The sequence below is a fragment of the Herbaspirillum sp. Sphag64 genome (genome assembly GCF_014192645.1).
Lineage (GTDB): Bacteria > Pseudomonadota > Gammaproteobacteria > Burkholderiales > Burkholderiaceae_D > Herbaspirillum.
On the sequence record NZ_JACHYE010000006.1, the window covers coordinates 1 to 13,601 of the forward strand.

The window sequence follows — 13,601 nt, forward strand, 5'->3', positions numbered from 1 at the left end:
AAGACCAAATTAAAAGGGCTGAGTCCTGTGCAATACAGAACTCAGCCTTTGGCTGCCTAGCAATTAAACCGTCCAACTTTATGGGGTCAGTTCATTGCAGGGGTTTTTTATTTCCAGATAATTTCCAGATAAGCAGAGAAGTACTATCGGATGATAGTACTGCAGATTATTTGGCAATCAGGTATTTCTTCTTCAGCTTCTCGCTTGCTTTGCCATCTGGGCCGGCGATCCACAGAGGTGGTTTGCCACGGCCACTCCAGGTTTTACCTTCTTCATTGGCATAGATCGGTGCCACGGATTTGACTGGCTTGAACGCGATGACTTTAGCAGTCTTGCCAGCGAATCCCAGCTCTTTGGCAGTAATGCCGAATTGTGCAATTTTTTGCCGAATTTCGGCAATTACTGGTTCACGTTCTTTTCTTTTCAGTTCTTCAATCTTTGCTTCAACATCTTTTTGCTGAGCCAGCAGCTTTTCAAGTTCGTTTGCCATGTCATCCTCGGAGTGAATTGATAGACCGGACGTTACACAAAAAAATAATTAATTTCAATGGTTTTTTTGTTTTTTATTGTTTCCACATTATTTCCTAAAAGATAATTAAAAGAATTTTTGATTTAAAATCAGATTTGATTGAGCTCAATATCGATCGAATTTGAAGGGGTATTTGTTGACTATCATCGTTCAAGAGTGGCACGGCAGCGAACTTTATAAAGAACGTTATTCACGCAATATAAACAAACAATAAAAACGCCGCTCGGGTAAAAGCGGCGCGAGTTTGGCTACGAAAATAGACAGGTTTCATACGGCAAACCAGTTAACCAATATGGGGGCTTATTTCCAGAGAGCGCACTTTGACTCGGCCTTGGTGGTGTAGGCCAGCTCCCCCGGGATAGTCTGTACCAGCCGGTAATAATCCCAGGGATATTTCGAGTCGGCTGGTTTCTTTACTTCCATCAAATACATGTCATGGACCATGCGACCGTCAGGGCGGATATAACCACCCTTGGCGAAGAAGTCATTGATTTTAGTCTTTCGCAACTGGGCCATGACCTTGTCCGGATCGTCGCTACCGACTGCTTTAACCGCATTGAGATATTGAATCGTGGCCGAATAATCGGCAGCCTGCAGCATCGAAGGTTCACGTTTCATCTTGGCAAAATACCGCTTTGACCAGGCACGGGTATCCTCATTCAAATCCCAATACCAGCCATCGGTCAGATACATGCCCTGTGTCAGATTCAGCGTGAGTGCATGGACATCATTGATGAACATGAGCAAACCAGCCAGTTTCATGGTTTTGGTAATACCAAATTCGTTGGCCGCCTTGATGGCGTTGACGGTATCCCCACCGGCGTTCGCTAGTCCCAGAATTTGGGCTTTTGAGCTTTGTGCCTGCAGCATGAAGGAGGAGAAGTCCGATGCACCCAGCGGATGCCGGATCGTGCCGACGACGGTACCACCGGCGGCCTTGACCACGTTGCTGGTATCGGACTCCAGCGAGTGCCCGAAGGCGTAGTCGGCAGTCAGGAAGTACCAGGTCTTACCGCCATTTTTGACGATCGCCGAGCCAGTCCCTTTGGCCAGTGCGACCGTGTCATAGGCGTAATGCACGGTATAGGGAGAGCAGTCTTCGTTGGTCAGGCGTGCGGTGGCACCGCCGATGGCAAAGTAGACCCGCTTTTTCTCGGCGGCGACTTTGGCCATCGACAGGTTGGTCGCTGAGTTGGTGCCGCCGATGAGCATGTTCACGCCTTGCTGGTCGAACCATTCGCGGGCCTTGGAGGCGGCAATGTCTGCCTTGTTTTGATGATCGGCGAGGACGAATTCGATTTTCTTGCCATTGACGGTGCCGCCAAAGTCGGCAATGGCCATCTTGACGGCTTCGGCGCCGCCCTGGCCGTCGATGTCGATGTAGACGCCGGAGAGGTCGGTAATCATGCCGATTCTGACGGTGTCACTGGTGCTTTGTGCCGATGCCTGCAAGTCTGCTCCCATGCTGGCGACAGCCGCGAGAATAGCGGCAGCGATTGTGCGGTGTTTCATCTGGTCTCCCTGTTTTCTTGGTCTGATTTCACATCATTGCAATAGTCAACAACACTCAACAATACTCGACATTCGCTGTTCCCAGACACTTGTGATGCCGGGTTCCAGCGAACACCAACAACAGGCGACGGGTCAATACGCCGCCTGATAAATCGCTAATGCATCTTCCTGAGTCAGTGGGCGCGGATTATTGCCCAGCAACCGGGTCTGCAGCATGGCCTCTGAAGCAAGTTGCGGCAGATCGGCCTGTGTGATGCCGACGTCTCGCAGACGCGACTCGATTCCGGTCTGCGTTGCCAGCGTCGTCGCCCACTCCAGCAGCGCCTGTGCGCCAGCCTCCACACTGCGCCCGGAGGCTGGCACCACGATGTCAGCCAATTCGGCATACAGCGCACTGGTAACCGGCAGATTAAAGCGCAGGACATGTGGCAACACCAGCGCATTCGATAAGCCATGTGCGATATGAAACAGGCCGCCAATCGGGTAGGCCAGTGCATGCACCGCAGCGACCGGCGCATTGGCAAAAGCCTGACCGGCCAGCGTGGCACCTAATAGCATGGCTTCGCGGGCATCACGGTTGCTGCCGTCGCGGCAGGCGCGCAGCAGGTTGCCTGAGAGTAGTCGCAGGGCTTCGCGGGCCAGCATGTCGGAGTAGGGATTTTTCTTCACGCGGCTGGTATAGGCTTCAATCGCATGGACCATCGCATCAATCCCGGTGGCGGCTGTAATCCGCGGTGGCAGCCCCATGGTGAGCTCGGTGTCGAGGATAGTGAGATCGGCATAGAGTTGGGGCGATACGACGCCAGCCTTGGTGGTGGCGCCGGTGGTTACGATAGAGATCGGCGTGACCTCGGAACCGGTACCAGCAGTGGTCGGGATCTGCACCAGCGGCAGTCTTGCCGTCTTGATGTTGTTGATGCCATACATGGTCGACAGCGCTTGTTCGCCGCTGGAGAGCACAGCAATCAATTTGGCCACATCCATGGAAGAGCCCCCACCCAGACCGACGATCACTTCAGCAGCAAATTGTCGCGATTTTTCGGTTGCTGCCAGGACGACTTCCTCTGGTGGATCGGCGACCACCTCGCTGATCACGCAGACCTTCCAGCCAGCGGCGGCAAGACTGTCAAGCGCGGGTTGCAGCAGGCCGCTCTGGAACAGAAAGGCATCCGTCACCAGACTTAGCCGTTGTTTGTCAAAACGCTCGCGCAGGATGCTACCCAGACGCTGGCAGGCGCCAAACTCTCTCAGCAGTGAGGGAACGGACTCAAAGTGGAATGTGCTCATTGTTGATGATCGGTAATGGCGACCCGCCTGCGTGCCGGACCTCATCAGACGGACTGAGCCGGTCAGGTTCGTGCGGGGTCTCCGGTTGTTTGTTGGTTTGATTGTCCACACGCGATGTGCTGATGAGTCTAGCAGAGTCTCAGCGTTCTACGTGTTCAGAAGTCGAAACTTCCCTGTTGCGCTGTTGTATTGATCGACTTGCTTCCCTTGTTGGTACCGGTACGGTGCGCGCGCGAGCCATGCTTGTCCACAATGGCCTGTTTGCCTGCCTTGACCTCTGGTTGACGTCGTAGCGCATGTACCCGTTGCTTGGCCAGTCGGGTTGCTGTTTCCAGTTCGACCGGCGCGATCGGCATTGCTTTGTCTTGCAAGCCACAGCTGGTCTGCAACGACTCCGGCATGCGCCAAGGTTCAAATAACCAGACATCGGGGACTTTCCGCATATAGGGCAGCCATTGACGCACGAAGTGCCCTTGCGGATCGTGGTCCTGAGCCTGTTTGATCGGGTTGTAGACACGGGTGGTATTGATGCCAGTGGTGCCGGCCTGCATCTGCATCTGACTCCAGTGAATGCCCGGTTCGTAATCCAGAAACTGGCGTGCCAGCCACTCGCCGACCGGACGCCAGTGTAGCCAGAGCGGATAACTAGCCACCGAGACCAGCATGGCGCGCATACGGAAGTTGATCCAGCCGGTGTCATTGAGCATGGCGACACAGGCATCGACCAGTGGCCAGCCGGTGCGGCCATTGACCAGCGCATCGAAATGCTGTTGTTGCCATTCCGTTTCGCGCAAACCATCGTAACCGCGATGCATGTTGTGCCACTCGATGGCAGGCTCACTTTCGAGCTTCTGAATAAAGTGACAATGCCAGTGCAGGCGACTGACGAACCCCGTCAAGCCTTGACGGTGGCGAGTCGCAGTTTCTGGCAGACTGGCGCGGAAAATTTCAGTCTCTTGCAGCACCTCGCGCATGCTCAGACAGCCATAGCTCAGATACGGCGATAAGCGTGAACAGGCTGTCGGTGCCAATAACGGCGAGGAGATTCCACCACGATACTGGCGACTGCGTTGCTGCAAAAAATCCTGTAGCACCTGCAGGCCCAGACTACGTCCACCGCGTTGTCGATGCGCCGGATCCTGCACATTCAAACCGAATGTGGTGCCCTCGGGCAAGGGTGCTGGTGTCCATGGCAATGTAAGGCTCTGCACCGCTGGTAAAGGGAGTCTTGCTGCATGCATGTGTTGTTGCCAATGGCGCTGCCATGCATCGCGGTTGCGCAAGCGCCGCACGACACCAAACTGGGCAAATTCTTGCCAGACAACACCCGCGCTGCGGCACCAGCGCGCTACCTGCTTGTCACGCTCGAAGGTCCAGCCATTACCGGTTTCCTCATGCGAGACCAGTTCCACAAACGGCGCTTGCCGATGCAGCTGCTGCAGAATCTCGACGACATCGCCGTGTACGACCTGTAGCGTAATGCCGTGGCTGCGCGCACCGCGATACAGGTCACGCAGCGACTCCCGGATGAACTGAAAATGCTGAAGCGCCATATCGGGCTGCTGCCACAGTTCCGGCTCGAACACATACAGGCACAGCACCGGGCCGCGTTCAGCCGCGTAGTGCAGGGCAGCGTGATCGTGTAGCCGTAGATCACGTTTGAACCAGACAACGCGATAGCTCATGGATGGCCCGATCCGGTATCGTCCACCCTACGATGCGAAGCATTGCGGCGACAGGCGTTTGAGCAATACTTGACCGCATCCCAGTTATTGCGCCAGGCATGTCGCCACACCATCTCTCGCGCGCAGACGACATAGATCTTGCGCGGGAGATTTTGCTTGTTGCCTTTAAAGGTTTTGTTGCTGCTGGTCATGATGATGGCGCAAGCCTGGAGTGACGTTGGTCATCACTATTTTAGAGAAAAGATGGATGGTCCGCTCAATGACAAATCTGTCATTGCTTTGTCATCGGTTGAAACTGGTTGCGACGCTAGACCATGAATGGCCAATCCGAACACGATTTCATGACAATGATGATCCCGCATCATCAAGGCGCTATCGACATAGCGAAAGCGGCTCTTCTCTATAGCAATGATCCTGAAATTCGAAACCTGACGCCGGGCGTTCCAGACCACTATTCTGGCGTTGAACGCCGCAGTGGAAGCTGCGCATGCTGGCGAGCAAGGCCGTAGCTTTGCCTTGGTGGCGTCTGAGGTGCACAGTTTGACGCAATGCTCGGCAACGGCGGCGAAGGAGATCAAAGTCCTGATTGACAGCTCGGTACAAGAGGTCGGTGCCGGTTCTCAACTGATCAATCAGGCCGGAAAAACGATGGATGACGTGATGTCGAGCATTCAAAAAGTCAGTGCCATGTTGAAAGAAATTGCAGTCGCCAGCCATGAGCAAAGCGATGACATTGAGCAGTTCAACTTGGCAATCACCCAAATGGTTGAGGTAATCCAACAAAATGCCGCATTGGTTGAAGAGGCCGCCGCGGTCTCGAAATCGATGCAGATACAAAGCGAGAGTCTGGTGAGTGCGGTTGGTGTTTTTAAATTGACATAAGCTTGCGTGTCGATTTCCACGTGCTCGTGGCGCAGATGTTTTGCACACTGAGCTTCTAAATCAGTGTGCAAAACAATCACCAAGATCTCTGGCGCATTGCGACATAAGACTTATGTGCGCATCCAGGCACGCCCCCAGGAATTGAGTGTGTATTCATTGTGCGGCCACACGCCGGGCGACGCATCGGCGGCAATGCGTTCGATCTCGGCCGAGATTTCAAGCCGGTTGCCATCCGGGTCAGTCACCATAAAGAACAAATTATTTCCGGGACCGTGTCGTCCAGGGCCAAAGAAAATCTGCATGTGCTGCTTGGCAAATTTGTCACCCCAATCGCGAATATCATTCCACTCGTTGGTTTCGTAGCAATGATGATCCCATTCATTGCGTGAACCGCGGAAGAAGGCCAGCGAGTGATGCTCGTCATCGGAGCGCAGGAAGGCAACAGCCAACTGGCCGGTTTCTTCGTCGATCACTTCGTCGGAGATGCTGAATCCGATTTTATCGACATAGAATCGCACCACTGCCTCTAGTTCGGTGGTCTGGAAGACGACGTGCTGCAGTCGCGCCGGCTCAGGATCACTGACCCTGTGATTCGCGCAAATACCGTAGGCGGTCTTTCTTCCTTGCGGGTCTTCGATGGTAAAGGCACCCTCGGCATACAGTGGAGTGGACAATGGCGTCATGCTAATGCCCTTGACGTTTAGTCTAGTGCGTAGCCGCGCCAGAGCTTCAGCTGATTGCAGCGCATAAGCAGGAAACAGCAACTCTCCCGAGCTGCCCTTGCTCACGATGACTGCGCGGCTGCCGCCCCGCAGAACGTGTTGCCCAGCGATGACTTTTTCATCAAGCGACATCTGCTCACGATAAAACGCGGCCAGCCGTTCTGGATTCTCACTGCTGATGTGTAAATAATAAAGTTGCGCTGGATGATCGATCTGCATGCTTGTCATATTGGTTGTACCTCTGTTCCTTGCTGTACAGTGATTGGAGATTTGCTGGAGCCGCTTAGCAGGGGCGCTGATGCGCCGAGGGTTGTAGCAAAGGCAGCGGCAAAAAGCTGCTCTTCCTGACCTCTGAAGGTCCCGGCAACGTAGCGGTCGGGGCGGACCAATACGATGTATTCGCCCAACTGAGAGAAGCGAGCATTGCTATCAACATCGTTGATTGCTCCCACGCTGAGTCCAGGTGGTCGCTCTTGCTGGCTGGGCAAGGCGGTGCCAATCGGAAGCATTGCGACGCGCGTCACCTTCAGATCATTCCATAAATCTTCTGACAGACCTGCCAGTCGCTCGCTGGCATCGGCTCCGTACGCCACCAGGGAAAAGCCGGTCCCGACAATGTCATCAAATCGTTCGAGCACGCCGTTACCCGTATTCATCAAAGGTTGCGGCAACATGGTGCCAACCAGTGCGGCCTGTGGCGAGGTCTTGGTATTGACTAGCAGACCCTGTTGATAGCGCGGCTTGGGCTTGAAGCGCATCTGCAAGAAATAGTCGCGCACCGGTGGCACATAGGCGGCCAATCTAAAAAAATACTGGATCAGCCAGGCATGCAGGCGTGTGCGTGGCGCCATTACTTCACCCATATAAAGTGCCAGCTTGATCAATGACCAAGCGTGCTCTCGTCGTTCTGTTTCGTATGAGTCGAGCGCTGTCTCCGGCAAGATGCCCTTGATGACATAGGCTAGTTTCCATCCCAGGTTGTGTGCATCGCGCACGCCACTATTCATGCCCTGGCCAGCGTAAGGTGGCGTCAGGTGCGCAGCATCGCCAGCCAGAAAAACATTCTTTACACGCCAGCGTTCCGCCATGCGTGCGTGAAAGGTATAGACCACTTTCCTGACGATGAGAGTGGCCTTGTCGCCTCGGAATGGTCGCAGGAATTTCTCGATTTGTTGCGGCTGCATCATCTGCTCCGCATCCTCGTCGGGGTGGATCAAGATCTCGAAGCGGCGGGTACGATGCGGGCCAGGAACCTCGACGATAGGCCTTGTGGCATCACAATAGACCCGCGTCTGCCAAAAACTGTCGTCATCGTTCTCAGTGTCGATAACCAGCCAGCGTGACTTGAAGGTTGATCCCTTCAGGGCAATATTGAGAATCTCACGCACATTGCTGCGTCCGCCATCGCAGCCAATCAGATAGCGGGCCGAGATACATACCTTGCTATCATCCGGGGCTAGAAAATTGGCGATGACGCCAGTTCCTGTATTCGTGAATGATTGCAGTGTATGGCCGAAGCGTCTACTGACACAGGAGAAACGCTGTAGCCCTTGATTCAATGTGGCTTCGAATATTGGTTGGCGAAAAGCATTGCGACGAGGAAAGCCATATTCACTTAATGTCGGCTCCACCTTGCCAAAACAGCGACCGCCGGGATGCGTGAAGTAATGCACGCCATAACCAGTTACCACGTCGCGCAGTACTTCCTGATCGAGGCTGATATATTGCATGGTCCGAAGCGATTCATCATCGATCGATACCGCTCTCGGCTCGGCTACTGTCGACAATTTCCGGTCCACGATCGTGGTCTTGATGCCGTGCTTGCCAAGGATATTGGCAAGGGTTAGTCCGGTGGGCCCCGCGCCCACGATCAAGACATCTGTGGTTTGCATATCCTTATGCATGATTGATTCTTTCAAATGGGTCGGCTCAATACACCTCAGGGATGCCATTGAACCCGCTCCGCAAGGGTCAGTGGGACTGCGGCTATAGGGAAAAAATTCAGCGTGGCTTGCGCTCAGGATTCTTGTTCGATCCGGTTGACCAAGGTGCCGATGCTGGAGATCTCGACTTCGACGACGTCGCCGGGCTGCATCCAGAGCGGTGGCTCGCGAAACGCACCAACACCGCCGGTGGTGCCTGTGATGATCACGTCACCAGGATTGAGCTCGGTAAAGGTGCTGCAATATTCAATCAGTTGTTCGACCGGGAAGATCAGGTCGTCAGTACGCGCTTGCTGGACAATACTGCCGTTCAAGCGCGTAGTCAGGGTCAACTGCGACGGATCGCCAACTTCGTCAGTGGTGACCAGCCAAGGACCAAAGCCGCCGGTTGACGGGAAGTTTTTTCCTGGTGTGAACTGGATGGTGTGTCGTTGCCAGTCGCGCACGCTACCATCGTTGTAGCAGGAATAGCCGGCGACATAGGACAGCGCATCAGCAGCTTTGACGTGGCGCGCCTTCTTGCCAATGATCACTGCCAGTTCTCCTTCAAAATCGAGCTTTTCGGAGGCGTTGGGACGGATAATGGCTTGGCCGTGTGCCGTTTGAGAATCGCCGAAGCGGGTGAAGAACATAGGAAACTTGGGCACGTCGCGACCAGTCTCCTTCACATGCGACAGATAATTGATCCCCACGCAGAGAATCTTGCCTGGTGCCGGAATGACCGGCAGAAATTCGATTTCCTCAAGCGTTAGGCCTGTTGCGTCTGTCAATGACGGTGCCTTGGTGTAATGCCCCAGCGCCAGGAATTGCAGCAGGGAGTCTCCCAGACCCAGATGGCCAAGATCGAAGAGTCTGTCTCCTTGGACGATGCCAAAGCTTTCCTTGCCTTGATGGCGATAACTTGCGAATTTCATCATGCCTCCTTTGTTTTGAGGAGCCGATCTTACTCGTCGCAACTATCAGTGAAAACTAGGTAATTGAGATAGGTGAATAAATTATTTTGATAATGGCGTTGATCGTGTTGCTTCATCAATGCTCGCTGAATAGCGTGGTCATGACCTTTCTTAACCAGATGACGCCGGGATCATTGGCGTAACGGCCATGCCAGTGCTGCATCACGCGGAAGCTATCGAGCTTGAATGGCAACGAGATCAGTTGCACCGGGGTATTGACAGCAACAATTTTGCCGAAGCGTTCTGGGACGATCGCCAGATAATCGGAGTCGACGATGCTTGAGATCACACCCAGGTAATTGGGAATACGCAGACCGACCTTGCGCTGGATACCCATTTCTTCGATTTTCTTGTCGACAATATGATGTCCTGACCCTTGTGTAGAAATGACCAAGTGCGATTCGCGTTCGAAATCAGCCATCGTCAGTCTTCCATTTTCTATACGAGGGTGGCCCTGGCGCAGCATGCAGACAAAGCGGTCGGTGAACAGTGCTTGCTGATAAAACCCGGCATCGAGGCCCGCAATGTATCCCTGTGCCAGGTCAATCGTGCCAGATTCAAGGTCTCTGACCGTATGTTCAGACACGTAACTCAAGTCGATGCGAATCGAGGGGGCGTGTTTTTTGCAGTATTCCAACAGGCGCGGCATGATGACGCGCTGGCCGATATCTGTAATGCACAAACCAAACAGCCTATCCGACACCATTGGGTCAAAGTTGGAGCGGTGATTCAGCGTGGCGGTGATCGTGGTGAATGCCAAGCGCATGGGGCTGATAATTTCTTCCGCAAGCGGTGTTGGTTGCATCCCTTTGGAGGTCCTCACAAACAATGGGTCAGCAAAATGATCCCGCAATTTTGCCAAGGCCATGCTCACCGCGGGCTGACCAATATCCAGATTGATGGCCGCCTGGGAGATACTTTCCGTCTTGAAGATTTCAATAAAAATCCGCAATTGTTTGAGGTCTAGGTTATCCATTGTATTTATCAAAATAATTGATGGCCTGTATCCTTATTAAAGGATTGTTTAATAAAAGTCAAACTTCTAGACTTCCTGAAACTGCTTGAGTTGCTCCATCCCTGATCGATGGCGCACCCACTAAAAAATAATGTAAATCAGGAGATTGTCTTGGCACCTTCATTCAAAAAAAAGCAGTGTAATGCTGGCGCAATCAAGCAATGCTGGAGCAGTAATGACAACTTCAGCAGCGACAGCGGTAACCACACCTAATCCCTGCAAAGTGCTGGTACAAGCACGCGGTAATTCAATGACGGATCAGCGGCTATCTGGCCCGCGTCGTTGCCAGAACAAAATTGGTAACATCAAAAAAATGAAAGAGACAAATGCAAGCTACTTCACAGCTCTATCTCAAGGACGTCATTGACCAGCGACCGGTCAGCTGGCTACAGTGGCGGGCGATCGCGATCTGTATCCTGATCGCCGTGCTGGATGGTTTCGATACGCAGACCATCGGTATGCTGGCACCGGCCATCTCCAAGGAACTGGTTTTTCACATTTCAAGGTTTGGCCCTATCTTCAGTGCGGGACTGGTAGGCATGCTGATCGGTGCGATGGTATTAGGCCCACTGGCCGATAGACTCGGTCGCAAGACCATGGTCATCATCTCGACCATACTCTTTGGTGCGTTATCGCTCGTCACTTCTTATGCGGGCACCTATGACCAGCTACTTCTATGTCGTTTTATGACGGGCGTGGGACTGGGTGGTGCACTGCCCAATGCGTTGGCGCTGGCCTCGGAGTATTCGCCGAAACGATACGCTCGTATCATCGTGACCACCCTGATGTGTGGTATGCCTTTGGGTGCCGTGCTCGGCGGTATCACGACATCGTTGCTGCTGCCAGTACATGGCTGGCATTCGGTGTTTATCGTAGGCGGTATCCTGCCGCTGGCACTAGCATTGGCGGCCGCCGCCTTTATGCCCGAATCAGCCCGCTTCCTCATCCTGAAAGGCAGTACGAGCCGGAGATTCGTCAAATTGATTCAACGCCTGGCGCCGGATTTGCCAAGCCAACAGAACTTTGAGGTGCCTTCATCGAAGACAACTGGGGTTCCCATCAGAGAACTGTTTACCGGAGGCCGCTGGCGCGACACGTTGTTGTTGTGGATTCCTTACTTCATGAATCTGGTGGTGCTGTATTTCATTGTGAGTTGGATGCCTGCGGTGTTGTTTAGCGCGAATCACCCGGTTGCGGTGGGTATCGCCGCAGTCTCCCTGTTCAGCGCCGGTGGTGTGCTGGGCAGCGTGCTGCAAGGCTGGCTGATGAACTACTTTGGCGTACGCAAAACTTTGATTGCGGAGCTCCTCATCTATGCAGCGCTGGCGTTCGCACTGTCTGCCTGGAGCACATCTTATGTGGTCGTCCTCGCCATTAGTACCTTGATGGGGATTGCGATCCAAGGTGTGCAAGCAGGCCTGAATGCGATGGCAACCGAAATTTATCCGACCCATATGCGCGGCACCGGAGTCGGTTTTGCGATCGGCATTGGTCGGATCGGTTCAATCTGCGGTCCCTTGGCCGGGAGCCTGATGTTGTCCTTGCAGCTTGATGTGGCACACATTTTCTTGATGGGAATCGTACCCGCGACCCTGGCGATCATCGCCATAGCCATCAACCGCCGCATGGATGGCGGTGCCTATGAGGAAGTAGCCCCTTAGGCCAGTCCCCAGTCTGGAAAAGCCATTTCCAGAAAATATCGACACGAACAGAGGGTTTGCTGATGCAGCCTTTCTATTCTGTCGCCCATAAAAAAGCATGAAAATCGGAGGAGCGAATTAATGGATAAGACTTGTAATCTCAGATGGATTTCGGTGGTGCTGGCATTGACTGCCACGCAGGCGGCGTGGGCCGAGAATTCATCCGTCACCATCTACGGTGTACTGGATGTCTTCGCTGGCTACCAGAGCACTACCATTGGCGGGCAGAAAACAAATTTGTCCCTGGTTGGCAACAATGGTGAGATGACCAGTCGCATCGGTTTCAAGGGCAAAGAAGATCTGGGTCAAGGATACTTTGCAGCCTTCAACCTGGAGAGCGGCTTTGATCCCAGTACCGGTGCATTACAGAATTCTTATCGCTTGTTTGACAGGCAGGCATGGGTCGGCTTGGGCGGCGGCTTTGGGGAGGTTCGCGTGGGCCGCCAGAACACTCCGATGTTCAACTATGCTGGCAATATGGATGCCTTTGGCGCGGCCACGTATGGTTCCGCATTCAATAACTTCGCCAACTGGCTCGCACGTGTTGACAACGATATCAGCTATGTCACGCCAAAGTTTTCAAACACCACCGTCGAGCTTCACTATTCTCCAGGGGAAAGAGCGGGCACCAGCGTCGGAAATGCTGTCTATCAACTAGGTTCGCAAACACAACAGGGACCAATATCTTTCGCTACCGCTTATCTTCGGGCGAATAACGCCACCAATACGGTAAGTGTCACGCAATTGATGGCCGGAGGAAATTACGATTACGGCAACGGTAAAGTCTATCTTGCCTTCTTCCGCACCAATGACGTCATTTCTACCACCACAGGAAATGCACTGACCAATCCGGCAGGCAAGTATGACCCTAGCGGCAGCGTTGTCGGTAACGTGGCTGGCAATTATCACAATGTCTATGGGCTATCGCTAGACTACCGACTGACACCAGCCTTGAGTGTTGGCGGCGGCGGCGGCTACATCCAGGATAGTTCCAGTCTGGATAGGAATGCCAAGCAGTTTGGCTTGATCCTCAACTATGATTTGTCCAAGCGCACTCGTATGTACTCTGTGGTGTCGCGCCTGGTCAACGAAAATGGTGCCGCTTACAAGATGACTGGTGCCAGCCTGACAACATCCCAAGCCTTGAGTCCACAAGCTGGTGCGTCAGAATTTGGATTTCAGTTGGGGATCCGGCACATGTTTTGAAACCCCGCGACAGAGCCTGTTACGCTTTAATTTCAGAGATGCGTTTGCCTCGGACAGTATGCAGGCGTGATGCGTAGCTTACCAGGTGTCAGCTTCGCACTTGTCTCAGTTTTATACCCTTGTTTCACCCATCGGAGGATGGCGATAGCCGCAGAGTGCATCCCTGA

General features: G+C 53.5%; 11 protein-coding genes and 2 pseudogenes. 4 read left to right on the forward strand and 9 right to left on the reverse strand.

Going from position 1 to position 13,601, the window contains the following annotated elements; all coding sequences use genetic code 11:
- Positions 1 to 166: 166 nt before the first annotated feature.
- The 5 genes from FHW66_RS11330 to FHW66_RS11350 all read right to left on the reverse strand — a co-directional run bounded on the left by FHW66_RS11330 (position 167) and on the right by FHW66_RS11350 (position 5,204).
- Complete coding sequence (locus tag FHW66_RS11330) at positions 167 to 490, reverse strand: H-NS histone family protein (protein WP_183379916.1); 324 nt, start codon at positions 488 to 490, stop codon at positions 167 to 169.
- A gap of 339 nt (positions 491 to 829) precedes the next feature.
- Positions 830 to 2,041, reverse strand: a complete 1,212-nt coding sequence (locus tag FHW66_RS11335; RefSeq protein WP_183379917.1) for an ABC transporter substrate-binding protein — start codon at positions 2,039 to 2,041, stop codon at positions 830 to 832.
- Between the two features lie 132 nt (positions 2,042 to 2,173).
- Positions 2,174 to 3,328 (reverse strand): iron-containing alcohol dehydrogenase, encoded by a 1,155-nt coding sequence (locus FHW66_RS11340; protein WP_183379918.1) that lies wholly within the window; start codon positions 3,326 to 3,328, stop codon positions 2,174 to 2,176.
- Between the two features lie 155 nt (positions 3,329 to 3,483).
- Positions 3,484 to 5,013, reverse strand: coding sequence for an FAD-binding domain-containing protein (locus FHW66_RS11345; RefSeq protein WP_183379919.1), 1,530 nt, complete (start codon positions 5,011 to 5,013; stop codon positions 3,484 to 3,486).
- Positions 5,010 to 5,204, reverse strand: coding sequence for a DUF2256 domain-containing protein (locus FHW66_RS11350; protein ID WP_183379920.1), 195 nt, complete (start codon positions 5,202 to 5,204; stop codon positions 5,010 to 5,012). Before FHW66_RS11350 ends, FHW66_RS11345 begins: the two co-directional genes overlap by 4 nt.
- A gap of 123 nt (positions 5,205 to 5,327) precedes the next feature.
- Between FHW66_RS11350 and FHW66_RS11355 the strand changes: the two are divergent.
- Both FHW66_RS11355 and FHW66_RS11360 read left to right on the forward strand, forming a co-directional pair.
- Positions 5,328 to 5,456, forward strand: a pseudogene (locus FHW66_RS11355) (DUF305 domain-containing protein); the annotation flags it as partial.
- A pseudogene (locus tag FHW66_RS11360) lies at positions 5,452 to 5,895 on the forward strand (methyl-accepting chemotaxis protein); the annotation flags it as partial. The pseudogenes FHW66_RS11355 and FHW66_RS11360, both read left to right, overlap by 5 nt.
- 110 nt (positions 5,896 to 6,005) lie before the next feature.
- On the opposite strand, the gene FHW66_RS11365 reads toward FHW66_RS11360, so the two are convergent.
- From FHW66_RS11365 to FHW66_RS11380, 4 genes are all read right to left on the reverse strand, one after another.
- On the reverse strand, positions 6,006 to 6,845 hold the full coding sequence (locus FHW66_RS11365) for a VOC family protein (RefSeq protein ID WP_183379922.1): 840 nt from the start codon (positions 6,843 to 6,845) through the stop codon (positions 6,006 to 6,008).
- Positions 6,842 to 8,521 carry a bifunctional 3-(3-hydroxy-phenyl)propionate/3-hydroxycinnamic acid hydroxylase gene (locus FHW66_RS11370; protein ID WP_183379923.1) on the reverse strand — a complete coding sequence of 560 codons (1,680 nt, stop codon included), beginning with the start codon at positions 8,519 to 8,521 and terminating at the stop codon, positions 6,842 to 6,844. Before FHW66_RS11370 ends, FHW66_RS11365 begins: the two co-directional genes overlap by 4 nt.
- A 113-nt stretch (positions 8,522 to 8,634) precedes the next feature.
- A complete protein-coding gene (locus FHW66_RS11375) occupies positions 8,635 to 9,474 on the reverse strand; it encodes a fumarylacetoacetate hydrolase family protein (RefSeq protein WP_183380109.1) in 840 nt (279 codons plus the stop codon).
- A 115-nt stretch (positions 9,475 to 9,589) separates the two neighbouring features.
- The gene (locus FHW66_RS11380) at positions 9,590 to 10,489 is read right to left on the reverse strand and encodes a LysR family transcriptional regulator (RefSeq protein WP_183379924.1); all 900 of its coding nucleotides are present in this window, start codon (positions 10,487 to 10,489) and stop codon (positions 9,590 to 9,592) included.
- A gap of 365 nt (positions 10,490 to 10,854) precedes the next feature.
- Here FHW66_RS11380 and FHW66_RS11385 point away from each other — a divergent pair, with 365 nt between their 5' ends.
- Both FHW66_RS11385 and FHW66_RS11390 read left to right on the forward strand, forming a co-directional pair.
- Entirely contained in the window at positions 10,855 to 12,189 is a 1,335-nt protein-coding gene (locus tag FHW66_RS11385; protein ID WP_183379925.1) for an MFS transporter, read from the forward strand.
- Between the two features lie 120 nt (positions 12,190 to 12,309).
- Positions 12,310 to 13,434, forward strand: a complete 1,125-nt coding sequence (locus FHW66_RS11390) for a porin (protein ID WP_183379926.1) — start codon at positions 12,310 to 12,312, stop codon at positions 13,432 to 13,434.
- The last annotated feature ends 167 nt before the right edge of the window (positions 13,435 to 13,601 follow it).